The organism is Bacteroidetes bacterium GWF2_43_63, from assembly GCA_001769275.1.
Taxonomy (GTDB): Bacteria; Bacteroidota; Bacteroidia; order Bacteroidales; family DTU049; genus GWF2-43-63.
On record MEOQ01000042.1, the window covers coordinates 42,634 to 63,139 of the forward strand.

18 protein-coding genes are annotated in these 20,506 nt (G+C 41.1%); 13 read left to right on the forward strand and 5 right to left on the reverse strand.

The genetic code is table 11. From position 1 onward, the window contains the following. Nucleotides 1-6: 6 nt before the first annotated feature. Both A2W93_06365 and A2W93_06370 read right to left on the reverse strand, forming a co-directional pair. On the reverse strand, nt 7-765 hold the full coding sequence (locus A2W93_06365) for a hypothetical protein (protein OFY53244.1): 759 nt from the start codon (nt 763-765) through the stop codon (nt 7-9). Continuing rightward, nucleotides 765-1,349 (reverse strand): hypothetical protein, encoded by a 585-nt coding sequence (locus A2W93_06370; GenBank protein OFY53245.1) that lies wholly within the window; start codon nt 1,347-1,349, stop codon nt 765-767. Before A2W93_06370 ends, A2W93_06365 begins: the two co-directional genes overlap by 1 nt. A 548-nt stretch (nt 1,350-1,897) precedes the next feature. On the opposite strand from A2W93_06370, the gene A2W93_06375 reads away from it, so the two are divergent. The 5 genes from A2W93_06375 to A2W93_06395 all read left to right on the forward strand — a co-directional run bounded on the left by A2W93_06375 (nt 1,898) and on the right by A2W93_06395 (nt 5,283). Then, on the forward strand, nt 1,898-2,275 hold the full coding sequence (locus tag A2W93_06375; protein ID OFY53246.1) for a hypothetical protein: 378 nt from the start codon (nt 1,898-1,900) through the stop codon (nt 2,273-2,275). Nucleotides 2,276-2,281: 6 nt separating this feature from the next. Next, entirely contained in the window at nt 2,282-2,503 is a 222-nt protein-coding gene (locus tag A2W93_06380; protein OFY53247.1) for a hypothetical protein, read from the forward strand. Continuing rightward, nucleotides 2,500-2,745 carry a hypothetical protein gene (locus A2W93_06385; protein ID OFY53248.1) on the forward strand — a complete coding sequence of 82 codons (246 nt, stop codon included), beginning with the start codon at nt 2,500-2,502 and terminating at the stop codon, nt 2,743-2,745. Before A2W93_06380 ends, A2W93_06385 begins: the two co-directional genes overlap by 4 nt. 74 nt (nt 2,746-2,819) lie before the next feature. Beyond that, a complete protein-coding gene (locus A2W93_06390; protein ID OFY53249.1) occupies nt 2,820-4,235 on the forward strand; it encodes a hypothetical protein in 1,416 nt (471 codons plus the stop codon). 106 nt (nt 4,236-4,341) lie between these two features. Continuing rightward, on the forward strand, nt 4,342-5,283 hold the full coding sequence (locus A2W93_06395) for a hypothetical protein (protein OFY53250.1): 942 nt from the start codon (nt 4,342-4,344) through the stop codon (nt 5,281-5,283). 91 nt (nt 5,284-5,374) lie between these two features. Here A2W93_06395 and A2W93_06400 read toward each other — a convergent pair whose 3' ends face one another. Continuing rightward, nucleotides 5,375-5,665, reverse strand: a complete 291-nt coding sequence (locus A2W93_06400) for a hypothetical protein (protein OFY53251.1) — start codon at nt 5,663-5,665, stop codon at nt 5,375-5,377. Between the two features lie 150 nt (nt 5,666-5,815). Here A2W93_06400 and A2W93_06405 point away from each other — a divergent pair, with 150 nt between their 5' ends. The 4 genes from A2W93_06405 to A2W93_06420 all read left to right on the forward strand — a co-directional run bounded on the left by A2W93_06405 (nt 5,816) and on the right by A2W93_06420 (nt 12,707). Continuing rightward, nucleotides 5,816-7,504 (forward strand): amino acid transporter, encoded by a 1,689-nt coding sequence (locus A2W93_06405; protein ID OFY53252.1) that lies wholly within the window; start codon nt 5,816-5,818, stop codon nt 7,502-7,504. Further along, nucleotides 7,494-8,282, forward strand: coding sequence for a hypothetical protein (locus tag A2W93_06410; protein OFY53253.1), 789 nt, complete (start codon nt 7,494-7,496; stop codon nt 8,280-8,282). The genes A2W93_06405 and A2W93_06410 overlap by 11 nt, the downstream gene beginning before the upstream one ends. Nucleotides 8,283-8,317: 35 nt before the next feature. Beyond that, nucleotides 8,318-8,938, forward strand: coding sequence for a hypothetical protein (locus A2W93_06415; GenBank protein OFY53254.1), 621 nt, complete (start codon nt 8,318-8,320; stop codon nt 8,936-8,938). A gap of 94 nt (nt 8,939-9,032) precedes the next feature. Continuing rightward, complete coding sequence (locus tag A2W93_06420) at nt 9,033-12,707, forward strand: hypothetical protein (protein ID OFY53255.1); 3,675 nt, start codon at nt 9,033-9,035, stop codon at nt 12,705-12,707. Nucleotides 12,708-12,865: 158 nt separating this feature from the next. On the opposite strand, the gene A2W93_06425 is transcribed toward A2W93_06420, so the two are convergent. After that, a complete protein-coding gene (locus tag A2W93_06425) occupies nt 12,866-14,509 on the reverse strand; it encodes a hypothetical protein (GenBank protein ID OFY53256.1) in 1,644 nt (547 codons plus the stop codon). Between the two features lie 103 nt (nt 14,510-14,612). After that, entirely contained in the window at nt 14,613-15,911 is a 1,299-nt protein-coding gene (locus A2W93_06430) for a hypothetical protein (GenBank protein OFY53257.1), read from the reverse strand. 217 nt (nt 15,912-16,128) lie between these two features. Between A2W93_06430 and A2W93_06435 the strand changes: the two genes are divergently transcribed. Genes A2W93_06435 through A2W93_06450 form a run of 4 tightly spaced genes read left to right on the forward strand, consistent with a single transcriptional unit; the run spans nt 16,129 to nt 20,484 of the window. Then, on the forward strand, nt 16,129-17,805 hold the full coding sequence (locus tag A2W93_06435; protein OFY53258.1) for a hypothetical protein: 1,677 nt from the start codon (nt 16,129-16,131) through the stop codon (nt 17,803-17,805). Then, the gene (locus A2W93_06440; GenBank protein ID OFY53259.1) at nt 17,795-18,490 is read left to right on the forward strand and encodes a two-component system response regulator; all 696 of its coding nucleotides are present in this window, start codon (nt 17,795-17,797) and stop codon (nt 18,488-18,490) included. Before A2W93_06435 ends, A2W93_06440 begins: the two co-directional genes overlap by 11 nt. A 29-nt stretch (nt 18,491-18,519) precedes the next feature. Further along, nucleotides 18,520-19,050, forward strand: a complete 531-nt coding sequence (locus A2W93_06445; protein OFY53260.1) for a hypothetical protein — start codon at nt 18,520-18,522, stop codon at nt 19,048-19,050. 9 nt (nt 19,051-19,059) lie between these two features. Continuing rightward, entirely contained in the window at nt 19,060-20,484 is a 1,425-nt protein-coding gene (locus A2W93_06450) for a hypothetical protein (protein OFY53261.1), read from the forward strand. Nucleotides 20,485-20,506: the final 22 nt, after the last annotated feature.

The window sequence follows — 20,506 nt, forward strand, 5'->3', positions numbered from 1 at the left end:
TCCGTTTTATTTGTTGAAATACTCTTCACACAGCAATGCTGATGCACTTTTACTGAATGAGTGATGCGGATTGTTTTGAATTTTTTCAAGACTTATTGCCGCTTCTGCTTTTTTATCTTCAGCTACCAGCGTTAAAGCCAGCCACCATTCCGCTTTTTGATTCCAAACAGATTCCTTTTCCAAAAGAAGTTTTTTGAGATTCTTTTCGGCCATTGAATAATTGTTTGTTTCAAAATGACAGAGGGCGGAAAAGTATAACAAGGTGTCATTGACGGGTTTTTTGCTTAGCATTTCGTTGAAATTGCGCCCTGCGGCGGAAAAGTCTCCCGACCGGAAAAGATTCATCGCCTCGTTGAAATTAATATTTGTAGTATGATCCATCAATACCGGCAAACCTGGCTCGGAGGGTTTGTATTTCGTGGCCAGTTCTATGGTATTTGATTGATTACTGCGCAATGATGGATACAGGATGGCAAACAAAGCGAGCATAAGTATCAGAATGGCAGCTGCACGAAATACGATACGCCGTATAGGCTTTCTGTTGCCGCGCTTGTCGCTGAATCCGGCTTCTTTGTTTTTTAATACCGACCTCAGATTTTTCTCGTCTTCTTCTTTAATCTTGTCAATTAATGTGCGCAATATTTCAACATTGGTTACCAACTCTTCGTCAGCAATCATGCGTTTTTCAAATGCCGCTGCTTCCTGCTCCGTCATCCGGTGCAACAGGTATGATTCTGCCAGTTCTATGTCTTTTTCTTCATCCATCATAATACACTCAAACAAACCAACAGAATTTTTTTTGCTTTTAATGACAAGCGTTTCAGTATATCAAACTTTCGCTTGCGAAGGGCTCCTTCGCTAATGCCCAGATCAGCAGCAATTTCTTTCAGAGGTTGCTCCTGTATATAATATTGATCCAGAATCACCCTTTCCTCTTCGGAGAGTTCGGTCAGAAACGCTCCCACCTGTTTTTTTATATGCTCCGAATTGCTTTTTGTTTCCATCAGATTCACATCGCATGTGTTCCCATTAATCAATTCGTGCGAACAAAAGTTACCATGCAGGAGCTTTCTTTTCTGCAGGTTGATTAGTTTGAATTTGCCAATCGAAAACAAATAAGTTTTAACCGAAGAATTCATCTCCGTCAAACGTTTGTCTCTGATATTTTCATACAATGCAATCACGGCTTCCTGAAAAGCATCGGCGCATTCTTCTTCTGTGCAGCCCGATTTTTTGCAGCCAAAGCGTATGAAATCGTTTCGGTATACGGCATACAAATCGCCGAAAACAACATGGTTTCCTGCTGTAATAGCTTGCTGCAATATGTGAAACGACACCTCCGGATTCATTGTCGCAAACTTACGTAAAAATGTGATATACATAGGTTGCATTTTCGATTATTAATAATCTTTATTCTTTTGTATCGCGAAAAAGTTCAAAACGTCTATTAAATCAATCATAATCAGAAATATACAATATTTATTACGCATTGTAACATTTACATTTTTCGATTGATTAATACGGTATAAAACCAAAAAACGCGGAAGCCGAAAAGCGGGAAGAGAGTAGGCATGGATTAAAATAAGAGAAAAATGAAAAAGAAAATTTTGTTTGGATTTGCTATTCTAATCATTTCAAGTTTGTTAGTTTTTCAAGTTGGCTGCTCTGGAAAAAAATCAAACAACAAAAGTTCTTCAGATTCTAAAGTCACTACAGAATCTAGCCAATCTTCTTATGATTGTCCTCATTGTAATGGGTCGGGTGAAAGAATAAACAATGTAACAGGAGAATATACAACTTGCTCATCTTGCGGTGGAGATGGAAAAGTTACTAAGGAACAATATGACCATTTAAGTAAATAGTAGTGAATCAAAATTTTAATAATAACAAAATGAATATGAGAAATAGGTTGGCGTTTGTTTATGTATCCATTGTTATAATTGGCCTTTCTGCATGCGGGCCAAAGGAAGTAAGGAAGGCGTATGACTGCGAATGTGGCCAGGATGCGTGGAAATATATTAAAGGTCACGAATATGGGGATTTTTATAGAGCATGGGGATATCCGTCAGGGAAAAGGGAAACTCACAATGCTGATGGCGACAGACAAGTATTGTATACGTGGAAAATTCCTGGTTTATTCCAAAGTGGAAAATATGAATCTGACGAAATTAGTATTGCGTTTGATGCATACACATCCACAGCACATGAAGACCCGCTGCAGGATTTCGGAACTGCATTATATTTTTACTGCGGTAATTCTGGACCATTTAATTAACATAAGATGAAAAAAGTTGAAATAACTATTCACTATGCGAACAATAGCAAAAGTACTTCTGCGATTTTCTATACTGAAAATGTAGAAAAATTGAAAGAATTCTTTGAGATTTTATCTGATGAAAATATTTTTGATAGGACTTTCTCTACATTCGAAAATATATCTTCTACAGAAGAAGTTGAAGACATGAAACAACTAGCAGGTATTAAAAAACAGACAGAGCTATGAATGCAGAATTAAAAGAATTCAGAGACCAAAATGGTCGTGTTTTTATTGCAGTATTTTGGGTGATCATACCACCATTTGATATCCTGATGATGAATGATGCAAGAATACGCCTCAATAACTATATTAGTTCATATGTAGGTAATCGTGGGCACAACATCTATTTGCATAAAGAGAAGGACACTGTATCTGCAATCATTACATTTGATTTAAACAATTATCCTGGACAGACAATTGAAATTTAAAACAGTAAAACTAATTCAAAAAACGCGGAAGCCGAAAAGCGGGAAGAGAGTAGGCGTTGAAATAAATATTTTTTATGCGACTGTTTATTTTTGGTGCTTTAGTGTTTTTGTCGTTTTGTCTTTCAGCTCAGAAAGCAACAAATTACAAAAAGGATATTGAGCCTTTATTGAAGGAACAAAAGTTTGATGAGGCATTGCCTTTACTTAAAAAGTTTTATAATGAACGACTTGATAAGTATGGGGTTTGGACAAATAAGGCTATTCTACAAATGGATTTTATGTATTTAGCTAGTGAAAATATAGCTGTGATTTATTTCAATAAAGCTACGTCAATGATTTCAGTTGAATATGCTGATTCGGCGGATGTATGGTTTGAAATAATGAAGCACGATGATCACCCTAAAAAAGGCAACATAGATACATATATTGAAAAATTAAATGATGTTAAAATTAAAGCTGCGGAAATACAACAAAAAAAGCAGGAAGAAGAGAGAAAAGTAAAGGAAAGGCTCGCAATGGCTGAAATCATTGATGAAATTGTGCATTATAAATTTGTTGCAGAGTGTGTTGAATTTGAACATGTTTATTATGAAACAAAAATATATGATTATAAAAAAGCAAATGAAATGTATATTGTTGCTAAAGAACAAATGGCCGCACTTGGATTACTGAAGTTGCCCATTGATATTGTTTTGTCAGATGTTCCTGATGAGGTTGAGCACCCTGGTACAATGAGTTCAAATCTTTATAGTTATTTTGATAATAGAAAAAAATCTTTAAAGTATAACAGCGTTAGTTATCAAATGGATGGTAATAATTTATCTGAAGTGAGTTATTATTCACAAGTGGATAATCAATCACATTATTATTCATTAGAACCAGTGCAAATTGCGGACTCATCTTTAATAAATGATTTGTGCACTGAAAAATTAAAAGAACTCAATAATGTCAATAAAAATATACTTTATTCTTTATTAGAAACTGCCCGACACGAACAGTATGCCGTTGAAGCAAAAAAAGCAAGGGAAGAACTATTGGCAGCAAATTCGCCAAATGAAAAGATAATGCTCGAAGACAAAACGTTACCATATGCATCAACAAAACTGTGTGATTATCGAGATGGCAGATTTGTAGCTTACTATCAAAATAACACAGTATATAGACGTCATTATAGTAGGTTGGAAAATTCATTTGGAGAATGGAAAGCGACTGGATCAAAAATTTTGATTAGAAATGGAAAGAAAATATTTTATCGGCAAAAACACTATAATGAAGCTGTAATTGAGGCGGATGGTTCTGTTAAGATTTATACTGTGTCAGAATCAACGGGAGAGAGACTTTCTGATCATTATTATAATTATGGATATGTGAATGGGAATAGATTTGATTCAGAAGCTGACAGCAAAGAAAAAGCTGAAGATGGGTTTTTATTTAAAGGTAGTGCAATAGAGGCGATCATTATCGTTAGCCTTTGCAACAGTTTTAAATAACAATAGAGCGATTAAAAAACGCGGAAGCCGAAAAGCGGGAAGAGAGTAGGTGCTTTTGAAAAAGGATAAAATGAAGAAAATATCATTTGCAGGCATGGCCTTTTGCATGTTAATTAATTTAAGCCTGTTTTGCCATGCACAAACAAATACCACCGAAGCAGTTTTTGACACAGCCTATTATTACGATATTATGGATGTAACTCATTATTTCTATGAGTTCCATGATTCAAAAAACAACAAGATTGAATTTGTAGAAATTTCGAATGTGCCATTTGATTTCGTACCAATACAATTTGGTTTACTTAGCAACACCACGACATCTGCATTTGGTGATGGGTTCGGTGAAATAAATGCTTCTTTAAAAAATAAATTGTTTCGGGTTTCTTATGAGAATGGGCAATATATGAATGGTGATTTTGAGAAAACCGAATGCAGGTTTATTAAAGATGCAAAGGAAATTATGATGGGAAATTCTGTCGTTTACGAAGATAAGTACATTGTAGTCAGAAGTATAAATCAGGCTGATTACATTGCATCTAAAGCATTTGTGAGCAATATGTATGACACCAGTCGCCTTATAAAAACTATAAATCATGTTTTAGTCTTGCCACTTGCGACGGGCAAAAATGTGGTTTATAAAGAAACACCATGCGAGGCAGTCGGTCCAGAATATTTTACTGTATATGAACACATTGGTGATTTTAAAGATTTTTTTGTTGTTCAAACTGGTTGTTATGAAAGTTCATCTTTCATATTCGTCAGCAAAGCTACCGGAGCTGAATTTACGTTTAATGAACTGCCTGTTTTATCACCGGATGGGTCAGTTCTTTTCACATTTGTCAACAGTCTTTTTGGGTTATCCTGGAGTGACCCCAATTATAAAATATATTCGGCCATAGGCGCAAATATTGTTATGCTCTGTGAAAAAGATCTTTCATCGGGTTCGTTTCAGATTTCTGAGGTTGGCGAGTGGAAATCGACAAATGAATTGTATGCAGTGTTGTATATGGACAGTGCAGAAAAGTATTGTGTTATCACGTTTAAATAGCTTCTTTTACATTGTTGTTTTCTTGTTTGCGAAAACGTCAGCAAACTCCTAAAATAACTGTAGCATCTTGTGTTTAAATTGTTTATACAAATCACACTAATTCAACAATGTAGACATTCCTTATCTTTATGTAATTTTCAAATTCTTTCATCCGGCATTGTAGCAATTCAGTGCCGGATGTTTTTTGTGTGGTGCTGATACAAAGTTTCCATTCAAAATGGATACATTTACTCAAAAGTCTCCATTCAGTCTGGATACTTTGCAAATACAATTCACTTAAAATGGCCGGGAGATACCAAAAAATGCACAGATAATCGGGAAAAAGTCGATTATCTGTGTAAAAATTCGTATGATGCTCAATCCAAAAATGAAAGCGCTGCAAGAGTGAAAATCAACAGAAGTCTGAAGTATACGAAGAGATCCCGGCTTTCACAGGCAAAGCTTGTGGTCATTTAGTGACCGGGAACTTCATTCGGCTATTTCTGGTGATTTTCAGAAATTTGAGTAAGTTTGCGCAACTAAAATTTTCCGGATGAGCTTCCGCGAATTATTCAGACGTAAATCGGTTGCCGATATTGTCGCGCAGCACGAAAAGGACGATAAGCCCATGAAACGCACATTGGGCGTGGTCGATCTGACGGCGCTGGGAATTGCTGCTATCATTGGGGCCGGAATCTTTGGCACCATCGGAAAAGCCGCTGTCGAAGGCGGTCCATCTGTTTCGTTATTGTTTGTGATAACTGCGATTGCGTGCGGATTTTCGGCCATGGCCTATGCACAATTTGCCAGCTCCATACCTATCAGCGGAAGTGCTTACACGTATGCTTATGCCAGTTTTGGGGAGCTGTTCGCCTGGATTATCGGGTGGGACCTGATTATGGAATACGCCATCGGAAATATTGCCGTAGCCATTTCGTGGAGCGATTATTTTACGGGCTTTCTAACGGGCTTCGGATGGCATTTGCCGGAATTTATGACGGTGGATTTTCTCACTGCTTCTCGGGCGCATGAAACGGTTTCAGCGTTGTTAGCGAAAGGTTCCGAACTTGGTAGTATTGATGCGCCTTTGCGCGAGGGTTATCTGGCCTGGATCAATGCGCCACAAATTGGCGGTGTGCATCTGATTGCCGATATTCCTGCATTCTGTATTGTTGCACTGATTTCCATTCTTGTTTTTCGCGGTATCCGCGAATCGAAAATTGCAAGTAATCTGATGGTGGCGCTGAAGCTGATTATTTTGATAGTTGTAATCGCCGTGGGTTCCTTTTATGTGAATCCCGACAACTGGTCACCTTTTGCACCCAATGGTTTTTCGGGCATGATGAAAGGAGTGGCTGGTGTCTTTTTTGCCTACATCGGATTCGATGCCATCAGTACCACGGCAGAAGAATGTAAAAATCCGAAGCGCGATTTGCCGAGATCCATGATGTATGCGCTGGGTATAACAACGGTGATTTATATTGTCATTGCGCTTATTCTGACCGGAATGGTGCCTTATGAAAAACTTGGAGTAGGTGATCCACTGGCATTCGTGTTTGATGAAGTTGGAATGTCGCAGCTCAGTGGCATTATTGCTTTGTCTGCATTGATTGCAATGGCGGGTGTGCTGCTTGTTTTTCAGGTGGGTCAGCCGCGCATCTGGATGAGCATGAGTCGCGATGGACTGCTCCCAAAGCGGTTTTCGAAACTTCACCCCAAATATAAAACGCCGGCATTCAGCACGGTCATTACCGGAATTATGGTTGCGGTACCTGCGTTGTTTACAAATCTTACGGAGATGACCGACCTGACCAGCATCGGGACATTGTTTGCGTTTGTGCTGGTAACCGGTGGCGTCATTCTGCTTGATAAAAGCGATCCTGAAATCAGAAAAGGTTTTCGCATTCCATATATGAATTCGCGCGTTTGGGTTCCGCTGTTGCTGGTTCCTGCTTATATTGCACTGTTCATGTTCACCAGCGATTTTTCGTTGGAAGCATTTATGGGGGAAAGAATTCCGGTTTTAATCTATTTTGGTGTGGCCATCGTGGTGATGATAGCTGCTACAATCCGCCAATGGAGCTTTATTCCGGTGGTTGGACTGCTGATTAATTTATACCTGATGTCAGAACTTGGTGTCACCAACTGGCTGCGTTTTTTCGTTTGGCTGGCTGTTGGCCTCGTTATTTATTTTACTTTCGGACGCAAGCATAGCAAACTTGGAAAGCGCCATGGAGACTAATGTTGTTGTTATTCTCATTTGTTCCGGACTGCTTGTCGGATTCATCAATACTATGGCGGGCGGAGCAACCATTATTTCTTTGTCGGTTCTCACATGGCTCGGATTGCCGCTTACAGTGGCCAACGGTACCAACCGGCTGGCGGTGTTTTTTCAGACACTCACCTCGGTTTCAAGTTTTCAGAACAGTCACCTCGTCGACTGGAAAAAAAGTTTACGTGTCGGAATACCAACGGTCATCGGGTCTGTGGCGGGGTCATTCATTGCTGTAAAACTGAACGAAGATATTATTCGTTACGCTTTTGTGATCATCATGATCATCATGCTTGCTTTTATTTTGTTCAAACCTTCGTTGTGGCTGAAAGGTAATGCTGCATTGCTTGAGTTGCCTGTGAAAAAATGGAATTATCCGTTGTTTTTTGTAATTGGCGTTTATGGCGGATTTCTGCATGTGGGTGTCGGATATTATTTGTTGGCCGCCATAGTGCTGGGACTGGGTCTTGATCTGATGAAAGCCAATGTGATGAAAAATCTGCTGGTGATGCTGTATGTTCCTTTTTCACTCATCATTTTCATTATCAACGATCAGGTGATGTGGAAATACGGACTCATTCATGCAATCGGAAATGTGATTGGAGCTTTTGTTGCTTCACGCATGGCAATAAAAAGGGGCTCAGAAATTATTCGGTGGGTAATGATTGTGGTCATTGTCGTTTTGACTGCCGACATGGCTGGCCTGATAAATATTAAGGATGCCATCGTTGTTTTACTTGCCGATTAGCGTTGGTTGTATTATATTTGCCTAAATTCTTATAAATGGGAAAAGGTGGATTTTTGCGAAGATGGCGCTTGCGTTATCATTATTTCAAAAGAACAGGATTCTACACTGAGGTTGGGAAGAGCATGCTCAACTTTCTTCTTCTGCTTGCAGTGGTAGTGGGGTTGGTTCTTATTGCTGAGAAAACCATTTTCGATATCGACGCGACATTTGACTATTTGGTTAACCATGTGCCGCGATGGCTGGTGTTTCTGGTCGCATTTGGAGCTGAACTTTTGTTGGGTTTGATTCCTTCTGATTTGTTTATCATCTGGAGCGAAGGACTTGAATATAAGTGGCTGGCGCTTTTTATACTTGCAAGCATGTCATATCTGGCCGGTATTCTCACTTTTGGTTTCGGAAAGCTGATCAGGAAAAATAAAAAAGTGAATGCATATTTTACGTTGCGATTTGAAAAGTATATCCGCAATACAAAGAAATGGGGTAGCTGGCTGGTTGCCGCTGCAGCATTGACTCCTCTGCCGTTCACGTTGGTAATGGCGATCGTCGGAATGATGAACTATCCAACAAAAAGGATGTTGCTGTGGTCATCACTTCGCATTCCGCGTTATTTTCTGATGGCGCTGATATACTACCATACGGTGAATATTGGCTTGTAATTGCCTTGCTGCAAAGTGTGTGGTTGAAAAAACGGTTCGTGATGTTTATTGATATTTCAGAAAAATAATGTAGGTTTGTATAACATCTCTCAGCATGATTCTGAAAAAACTCCGGCAATTATCACCAGTTCTGTTCCTCTGTCTTTCGGCAGTGCTGCTGATTATTATCTATTTTATTCCTGCCGGAAATCTCCGCAATTCGGAAAAGCAGATCGATCTGTTTAGCTCTGGGTTGGAGGAGACAATTTCAGAAACAGATTCTTTGCTGAATTGGGCTTCAAATCCGATGTATCTGGATGATCCATTTTCGATGCTTTCCATTGGATCGTTTAGTAAAAAAGCAGAATCGCTGAATGCCACAATTTTTATTAATCATCACGATTCTCTAATCTTTTGGAGCGACAACCGGACACCGTTGCCAGATAGCGCAGACACGCTGCGTTCGGGGAGCATCGTTTTCGACGGAAATGGTTATTATCTTGTTCGCAGTATTCAAGAAGGGAGTTATAGGTTTTACGCGCTGGTGCTATTGCAAAGCAGCTATTTTTATCAGAATAGTTATCTCATCAGCCGTGTGAGTCCGAATCTGTGCAGCGATTGCAGATTCAGCATTGTAGCAGAAAAGAATGAAGCAGACACCTTGATTTCGGTTGAGGGGATTACAAATCCGATTCCTGTTGTTTTCAACAAAGAAGACAAACCTTTATCTGCTGTGCAGGATATAACGGTGGTTTTGCTTTTATTTCTTTCGCTGGTATTGCTTGCTATGGCGTTTTACGCCGTTGCTGAACGCGCATCTTTGTTGAAGAAGTTTTATTGGCTCAAGCTTCTTTATCTTGCAATAGTTCCGCTGATTTTATTTTTATTTGGAAAAGAATTTTTGTCGCTTCAGATCTATGAGCAACTGAGTGTAAATAATCCTGCTTTTTTTGCTTTTTCCAGCAGATTTCCGCAGCTGGCACCGCTCCTGATGGCGGCCTTTCTGTTTGTAACCTGGATTTCTTTTTTTAGTCGCGAACTGCTTTTGCTTGCCGGAAGAAAACGAAAAAATGTTTTTCCACGCATTGCTTTTCTTTTTGTGACTTATGCGTGTACAGCCACTTTGGCGTATTTTGTAATTTCCGGGATCAACGCTTTTCTTTTTAACACGTCAATCAATTTCACGTTCAATAATATTCTGTCGCTCGACATTCGCTCGGCGCTCATGCTTTTTACGCTCTTCCTTTTATTCTGCTGCATTATTTTGTTGCATTATCTTATGATTTCGCTGGTAAGTCGTCTGCGTCTGTATTTCCGCACATGGCTTCTGATCTCGCTTGTGTTTCTGTCAATTGGAGTTGTTGTTTCGTTTCTTGCAGGCCTCAATGTCTGGTTGTTTTTGTCCATTTCTGCATACCTGCTCATAATGCAGTTTGTTTTTTCGCGCCACATGTACAGCAACCGGACGGTGTATTTGTTGCTCAATCTTGTGCTGGCTGCAGGGATTACAACGGTGTCGCTCAATTATGCGATACAACAAAAACAATACGATCAGCTGAAACTGCTTTCGCTCAATCTTGCGACAGAACAGGATCCGCTTACGGAAGAATTTCTCGGTGACTTGCTTCCTGAAATTTCTGGCGATAGTGTTTTGTTGAATGATCCGTATAAAAAAATAAAAGATTTCAATGTAACTCAATATCTGAAACGCAGATATTTCAATGGTTATCTGGGACAATATTTTTTGCAGACGACCTGGTGTCATTCAGGCGAAGAAATCCTGATACAGCCTGCAGACACCAACGTTTCCTGTATTGATTTTTTTGACGATATTTCTTTCAGAACCGGGATTCCTTCTCTTGCCGATAATGTGGTTTTTATTAATGACGGAACCGGAAGAGGATATTATCTCTGCAAAATAAAACTGGAAGCTCCGGGCGATACATCCTATATCTTCGCGGAACTGATTCCTGCCTCATACGAAAAAGGTCTGGGCTATCCCGATTTGCTCGTTGATGTAAACAGCGGAATAAAAACAGTTCCGTCCAATATTGCATACGCAAGATATCTCGACGACGGGCTCGTTTCGCGTTACGGAAAATTCAATTATCCGACGCGCATAAGTGCTCTGTTCAATTCAATGCCTGATGAAACGGTCATTCACGAAAATGGCTATATACATTTTAAGCTGACAGTTTCTGACCGGCTTGTGCTGATCATTACTGAAAGCGATCGAGACATACCTTCTTCACTGGCGCCTTTCAGCTACATTCTGCTTTTCTTCGGCTTGCTCGCTGTTTGTTTCATGTTGATTGCAGGTCGGGTATTTGGATTCAGAATTCGACTGGCAGTCTCGTTTTCTTCGCGTTTGCAGTGGATGATTATTATGATTATTCTCGTTATTTTCTTCGTGGCCGGAATGATATCGGTACTCAATCTGCGAAGTCTTAATAAAAGCAAGAATGAAGAAATTGTGAGCGAAAAAGCCCATTCGCTTGTGGTGGAATTAGAACATAAACTCTCGCAATATGGTCCGCTTTCACCGGGCGATGATCAATATGTTACGGAATTATTGCTGAAGTTTAGTCAGGTTTTTTTCACGGATCTCAATGTGTATTCTCTCAATGGAAAGCTGCTGGCAACTACACGTCCGCAGATATTCGACAAGCAGCTGATTTCTGATCGTATGAGTGCAGGCGCGTTTGCCATGCTCTCGCAGCGTAATCATTCTTTTCTGCTGATCACAGAACACATTGGCGAAATGGCTTTCATGTCAGTATATATTCCGGTGCGCAACGATAGAAATGAAAATATTGCGTATCTGAATCTTCCTTATTTTGCACGTGAAAATGAGCTCAGCAGAGAGATTTCTTCGTTCATCAGCACATTCATCAATATCTACATGCTGATCATTTTACTTACAGTTCTCATCACGGTTGTTGTGTCTAATTATGTCACTCAACCGTTGCGACTGATCAAGGATAAATTGAGGAATATTAAACTGGGCACAACCAACGAAAAAATCAAGTGGAAGCGTCGCGATGAGATTGGCGACCTGGTGTTTGAATACAATCGCATGATCGAAGAATTGGCTTTTAAAGCTGAGTTGCTGGCACAGTCGGAGCGCGAAATGGCCTGGCGCGAAATGGCCAAGCAGGTTGCACACGAAATTAAGAATCCGCTCACTCCCATGAAACTCAGCACGCAGTATCTCGAAAAGGCATGGAACGATAAAGCGGAAGATTTCAATGAACGTCTGAAACGCTACTCGCAGACAATGGTTGAGCAAATCGATAGTTTAAGTGATATTGCAACAGCCTTCTCGCATTTTGGAAAAATGCCCGAATCCACGGTGGTGAAAATTTGTCTCAACGATGTGCTGTCAAGTGTTATTACTTTATACAGAAGCGAAGATTACGACATCACGCTGCAGCTCCCTGATACTGCGCTCTATGTGTATGCCGACGAAAGTCAGTTGCTGCGGGTATTCAACAACTTGCTTAAAAATGCGCAGCAGGCCTTTGTTCCTGAGCGCAGGGGCATGATCCACGTGACGCTTAAAGTTGAAGATGGGAAAGCGCTGGTTGTTGTACAGGACAACGGAACCGGGATGTCGGAGGAACAAAAGAAGAAAATTTTCCAGCCAAATTTCACAACGAAATCGTCAGGAACCGGACTGGGTCTCGCCATGGTGAAAAACATTGTCACTGGCTTCGAAGGCCGCATATGGTTTGAATCAATTGAAAATTCCGGCACAACATTCAGCGTCGAATTATCGCTTGCTGAGTAAGTGAAATCCGTACAAAGCGAGGGTTTCCACCTAAATCAAAAATGACTCAAAAGCTGCTGTCATCCTGAGTGCCGCTCTCATAGCTCTTTGGAAGTAAATAGCTTGCGGCGTATCGAAGGAGACAGCGACCGGAATTTAATACCTTCTTCTGTTGATTTTCAATACTCCAGATTCCAGCTCAATTTCGAGTCCCAGCTTTTTTTCACCTGTACGGGGCGGGGGATTGTGAATACTTTTTCTGGCTGCAACCGCTGATCGAAAACCCCGGGAGTCCACTCTCCGTCTTCGTTTTCGTCAACTATTATTTTTAATTCGTACTCTCCGGGAAGCATGTTTTTGAAAATAACTTTATCGCTTTCGGGCGCTGATACCTGCGTGTATGATTTTTCTTTGGTGCTTGCTGAAACAATCAATGGCTTGCCGGGCAGATTCATTAAATCAATCACCAGCGTCCCGACTTCATTTTCAGCGATCATTCTGAAACTGATTTTTGTGCTGTCTGTTTTATATCCAAAAATGTCGGTGGCAGCACCTTTTTTAATAATGAGCACAGCGTTGTCGCCTGGCTTCAGCTGGTGCTGCAGCTTCCAGCGTTGGCCCGTTTCATCAGCTTTTGTAAAAACGGCGGGAAGTGTGTCTTTGTTCAGCGCAAAGATGATTTTTGAGGTGTCCCATACTTCGATCGGTATCATACACGACAATATAAAATCCTCTCCGGGAGCAATTTTTTCAAGCAACGCCGAGGATGATAACCGCAGCAATGTATCAGTTGAAAAATCCTTCTGCCGTCCTTTAAACTTCAGCGCCTGCGCCAATGTATCACTGAATGTTCCATCCTGTATGATGTATTTAAGCGAGTCAGCTTCTGTCCCTTTTACGTAGAAAACTATTGAATCTTTTTTTTCATTCCATGCAAAAGTTGTTTCACCTTTTTTATTGAGAATAGTGACTTTTGGATTTTCAAGTGGTAAGCGGAACGATGATCGCACAGTGTGATAATGGATCATTTCTGTTTTCAGATGTTTTTGAATGGTGGCCTTTTCTGTAAACAGATATAGATTGGCAGAATCAATGGTGGCTTTTTCAGCAGACAAAACAAATGGTTCCGTGAAAAATGCAATTCTTTCGTCGGGAACATCAAATTTGTAATTTGAATTATTGTCTTCCAAAGCGCACAGATAGTACGTTCCGGGCGCAACGTTTCTGAACTTGAAAGCGCCTCTGTCGTTAACATGCGAAATATAGACGGGCAATGTGTCGCGCAAATCACTCAGATTTTTATACAGCATTACCCATGCTTTGTCGGTAAATTTTTGAGTGAAAGCGTCTCCGGCAAATCCGCTCAGCGAGCAGCTGTCGAGAAACGATCCTGTCGAAAAAACATAATCAAGTCCAGCTGCCGGATTATTTTCAGTGATGTCCTGAATGGCATTGCCAAAGAAAATATGATAAGTGGTGTTTGGCAACAACGGATCTTTAAGCTCAATTTTTACTTTTTTTCCCTGTACGGTCAACGCTGGTTTTTCCTGCGGAAAAGGATTGATGAGCACCTGACTGTTCGGATTGTTCAGTTTTACAAATTCATCGAATTCCAAAACAATTTGATTGCTGCTGAAATTTACCGCGGAGTCCGCCGGTGTAGCTGCAGCCATTTTGGGCGCTGTTCTGTCCGACGGCCCGCCATTGGGTTTTTCAACGGTCGCACAAGCTGAGAATAAACACAAAACGCCAAGGGCATAGAAAAAATGCAACATGGTTAATTGTCTTGCCTTCACAGTTATATTATTTATGTAGCCTTTCAACTTTACAAACTTAATGAACTTTACAAACTTTAACATCCTCGACCTTCACCTTGACCTCAACCTGGGCGCGCGTCTCCCGACGCGTGACATAATCTCAACTTCGCTATTTCTTATTCTTTCCAAGCAACTCAAACATCTTCTGCTTATAGGCCTCCACACCGGGCTGATCGAATGGATTTACTCCAAGCGTGTAAGCGCTCAGAGCGCAGGCAAATTCAAAGAAATACATGATTTCGCCAAGAGTGAATTCGCTCAGTTCCGGCATTTCGAGTGCCAAAACCGGCACCCCGCCTTGCACATGGGCAAACCTTGTTGCCTCTTCGGCTTTGCGGTTCACATAACTCATTTTCTTGCCTTCGAGATATAGCAATTCGTCGCTGTTGCTGTTCAGCACTGGTATTTCGATGTCTTTTTCCGGCTTTCCGACTGACAGAAAAGTTTCGAAAAGAATGCGGTTTCCATCCTGAACAAATTGTCCGAGCGAATGCAGATCTGTTGTAAACACCAGCGAGGCCGGAAAAATTCCCTGCTGCTCCTTGCCTTCACTTTCGCCGTACAGTTGTTTCCACCATTCGCTTAGTGTAGATAAACGCGGACAGAAGGTGCTCAATAACTCAACATTCTTTCCCTGTCGGTATAGAATCTGCCTGATGGCAGCATAGAGCATGGCTTGATTATCTTTTATTGAATCGAACGATGACAATTCTTTTTCACACTCGGCTGCACCTTGCAGCAGTTCGCGCACCGAAAAGCCGCAGAGTGCCAGAGGTAGCAACCCGACTGGCGTCAGAACCGAAAAGCGGCCACCGATGTCGTCGGGAATAATATATGATTCATAACCTTGTGAATCGGCCAAAGAGCGCAAAGCGCCTTTTTTTTCGTCGGTAATGGCGATAATTCGTTGATTGGCGTCGTCGCCATATTTATCCTCCATCAGCGTGCGGATGAGCCGAAAGGCAATTGCCGGTTCGGTGGTGGTCCCCGATTTTGAAATGACAACCACTACGGGATTCCGCTCCTGGAGATATTGCAAGAGCAATGCGTGATAATCAGCGTCGAGCTGGTGGCCGGCAAATATCATTTCCGGTCTGCACCGGCCAATGGGCGGTGTGAGTGCATCATAAACCGCTCTGGCTCCCAGATAACTGCCTCCGATGCCTATAACAACAATTACATCGGGATCAAATGCTGCGATCCGTTCGCGTGTTTTTTCAATTCTGTTGATAATTTCGCCTGAGTCAAGCAAGGATGATGGCCAGTTTACCCAGCCCGTAAACTCAGCTCCAGCCCCGGTTTTCTCAAGAAGTGATTTACGGGCCTTTTGCAGCGCCGGCTCAATATCCGAAAAGTCTTTTTCAGATATAAAATTCTTCACTAAATTTACATCCGCTTTTGTTTTCATACATTTGTGCTTGCAATGGTCAAAGGTACAAACTATATAAAAACAAAAATGCAGGAGTGGCGTCCTGCATTTTGTGATAAACCAATAAATAAACCAAAAACCTGAAAATATTTTTACGTGTGTGTGAATCAGATTTTACTCCACAAAGATATGTTGGAAGCAGGGTCTCTCTTGTTAATGGGTGTTAAGAAGTGTTAATAATTGTTAATCGCGCATCATGAGTAAGGAAAACAGGCTAAAGACAATCATTATTGCAGTATCGGCGGTGGCGTTGATTGGAATTGCGGTCATTCAATATTATTATATACGAACAGCCGTTAATGCCAGCGAGGCTACTTTCGACAGGAATGTGAATGATGTGATGTCGAAAATCGTTTTTCAGATGGAAAAAAACGAGGTGGCATCGCAGGTGCGCAGAAAGCTGAAATCATTCTCGCGTGAACAGGAACTCATCAATACATTAGACTCCTTAAATCAGGAATTGTTCCGCTCACTTCAGCAGATTGGTATTGACAGTATGCGAACCGACAGTATTATTCGCCGTACGCGAAATGAAATAAGCGAAAAAGTCGCTATGAATCAATATGGAGAGTATCTGAAAAACATCGACACCTCAAAGATTCAAACAGACGTGATAATTCCGGAGGCAGACTCATTATTGCGCATGGAGCTGCCGTTTGCCCTTATTGAAAAGCTGGAACGTGCTAAAGCACAGAAAGACCTCCAGACCATTCAGGAGCGAAAAATGGATCAGCTCTATCGCAATGTGGACCGCTTTCTACGCAGAACATACCTTATCGGCGATGTAATGGAAGACTTTTTCAACATTAATCACTTCTTTCCGGTTGAAAGTCGCATTGATTCAGTATCTCTCGATTCAATGATCCGTGCGGAACTCGCATTTCGTGGTATCGTGGCCGATGTTGTCTTTGGTATTTACAGCTCAAAGCGTGACACGGTAATCATGCAAAGCGTTCCTGGATACGAAGAGAAGCTTCGAAACTCAAATTTCGGATACCGGCTTTTCCCAAGCGACATGTTTTCTTCGCCCGATTACATCATGCTTTATTTTCCTGACAAGAGAAATTATATTTATTCTGAAGTTTCAGGAATGCTTTCTCTAAGCTTGTTTCTGGTAGCCCTCATTGCGGTGTCTTTTTTCTTTATTTTATTCAATCTTTTGCGGCAGAAGCGGCTTTCGGAGATGAAAACAGATTTCATCAACAATATGACCCACGAGATAAAAACACCAATTTCGACCATCTCGCTGGCCTGTGAAATGCTTTCCGATAAATCTGCAGCACTCGATGCCGGCCAACAGACTGGCTTTATTAATATCATTGCCGAAGAAAACAAACGGCTCGCTGCCATGGCAGAAAAAATTCTGCAGACCGCCATTATCGACCGGGGACGAATGGATCTGAAAAAGGAAAGAACTGATATCCACCGGTTGATAGAAAAATCCGTAAACAACATTAAATTGTGGGTGAATCAGAAAGAGGGAGATGTCTTCACCAGTCTGAATGCTGAAAATTATTTTGCTGAAGTCGACCCGGTACATTTCGAAAACGTAATATTCAACCTGCTCGACAACGCTATTAAATACTCACCACATCATCCTGAAATTTTTGTACGGACTGAAAACACCAACGGACACCTTGTTATATCTGTTCGCGACAATGGAATCGGAATTGAAAAAAAAGAGCTGAAAAAGATATTTGATAGCTTATACAGGGTTCCGACAGGAAATATTCACAACGTGAAAGGCTTCGGACTTGGTCTTTGCTATGTGAAAGCTATCATTTCAAGTCACGAAGGTCATATTAACGTGGACAGTGAAATGGGTAAGGGAACAACATTCACCATAAAAATTCCTGTATTGCATGAAAAATAATAAGATTTTTATATTGCTGGCCGAGGATGATGTAAATATGGGGCTCATCCTTCAGTCGTTTCTGAATGCCAAGGGGTTTGAAGTGTTGCTGGCCCGCAATGGTGTCGAAGCATTGACGCAGTACAACCAGAGCACAGGAATTGATATGGCGCTGGTTGATGTGATGATGCCCGAAAAAGACGGGTTTTCGCTTGCAGCTGATTTGAAATCTTTGTCACCTGCATTGCCGCTCATTTTTCTGACAGCCAAATCGATGCAAAACGACATTTTGAAAGGATTCGAAATTGGTGCCGATGATTACATCACCAAACCTTTCAGCATGGATGTGTTACTCGCACGTATTACCGCACTCATAAACCGCTCGGTGAATATTCAGCACGATTCCGATCAGCCGCTCCTGCTGGGAAAACTTGTGTTCGATTATAGCAGGCAAACCATCAGCGACGGGAAAGAATCTGTGAAAATGACGTCGAAAGAAGCACAATTGCTCAAATTTCTGGCGGAAAACAAAAACAGCATAACAGACCGAAAACTGGCGCTGGAATTGATCTGGGGCAAGGACGACTATTACAGCTCGCGCAGCATGGATGTATATATCACCAAACTGCGTAAAATGTTGAAACTGGACAAATCAATCGAACTTATCAACGTGCATGGACAAGGATACAAACTTATGTGCAGTTGATTTTGTATTTTTGTAATTCATAAAACTCGATGTTAGAAGAAAACATTCAACATACTTCGGTTCAGGAACTCATGGCTGTTGCCAACGAATACTGCTGGTTGCTGGAAAATATTTCCGGATTCGAGCCAGATAAAGTTCTTGAATTTCTGCGGAAAATTATGCCGTTGCTTTATATCAAGGGCTGCATGATCAGTGCTCCTGAAGGAGCCGAAGAGGGAGATATGCAACGTTATGTGACCGAAGAAAATTATGAAATTATCTTCAACGATGTCCGCAACAAATTGAAGAAATTTGAGAAATTCTACGTTTTCAATCATGACCTTAAGGAGCCTGAGGAAAAAAGCATAGCTGAATGTTTGACCGACATTTATCAGGACCTGAAGGATGGGTTGATTGCGTACACCAAGGGAATTGAAGCAGAACAGGCTGGGGCAGTGTATTGTCTGAAGCTCTGGTTTAATGAGCGATGGGGTGCTCATGCAGCCAACCTGCTTCCCGTTCTGCACAATATATTTGAAAAGAAACAATTATCTGAACAATCTGGAACAGAGTTTGATTAATCCGGCGCCATGAAAAAAATTCTTCTTTTTGCAGTTTTGTCACTGACAGTTTTGTCACTTTCCTTCGGACAGGGATACAAAATTTCCGTTAAAGTTAACGGCCTAGCCGATGACACCTTGCTTTTAGGGTATTATTACGGAAAATACCAATATGTCAGAGATACCATCGCTTTGGATAAAACCGGCAAAGGCGTGTTTGAAACCAGAGACACCATAGGTGGCGGCATATATTTTATTGTGCTTCCAAACAAAAATTTCATTGAGTTTGTTCTGGATAAAGAACGCGAGTTTTCGATTGAAGCCGACACTGCAGATTTGGTGAAAAGCGTTCGCGCAAAAGGATCTGCCGAAAATTCCCTTTGGTTCGCCTATAAGGTTTTTATTGCGGACCGCGGAACAAAAATCGATGCGCTTGGCAAATCAATGAAACGCTTACAGGATGCAGGGAAAGCGGACTCGGTGAAAATCATTGAACAGCAAATGAAGGATATCAACACAGAAGTGGCTGATTACAAAAACAAGTTTATTAAGGATAATCCAAAGTCGCTTATCGCAAAAATATTTGATTGTTCCCGCGAACCCGAAGTACCCGAAGCCCCGCTGCTGTCAAACGGACGCAAAGATTCTACTTTTGCCTATCGTTACTATCGCGCACATTTCTGGGACATGTACGATTTTACCGACGACAGATTATTGCGGACTCCTATTTATCATGCTAAACTCGATCAGTACCTCACTAAAATTATCCCGCAGATTCCCGATACATTGATTGCAGAAATTGATGTGATCATTGAGAAAACCCGTCCCAATAAAGAGGTTTTTAAATACACGGTCTGGTATCTTACACATTACTACGAAACCTCGCAGGTGATGGGAATGGATGCTGTTTTTGTTTTTATAGCCGACAAGGTTTATCGTCCGGGCGATGCAACCTGGGTTTCGGAAAATGTGAATAAAAAAATTCTGGAACACGCAGATAAACTCAAACCCAACCTGATTGGGAAAACCGCTCCTGAGCTTATTTTACTGGGCCTCGACAATCAACTGATTTCAATGCATTCCATTCCGGCAGCATTCACAATCCTTTATTTCTGGGATCCAACGTGCGGTCATTGCAAAACTGAAACACCAAAACTGGTTGAGTATTACAATAACGTGAAAGATACAATGGATTTAAAAGTGTATTCCGTTTGTTCCGACACAAGTCTCACAGCCTGGCGAAACTATGTTATAGAAAAGAAAATGGATGCTTTCATTAATGTAAATGGAACGCGCACGGCAAAAGGCAATTTCCATGATTTGTATGATATTTTTTCAACACCGGTCGTTTATGTACTCGACAGCAAAAAACGTATTATAGGCAAAAAAATTCCGGTAGATCAAATTGCTAATTTCCTCGCTTTCTACCGCAAACACCCAACATTGAAGGATTGATTTGTGAATAGCTCTATCCCAA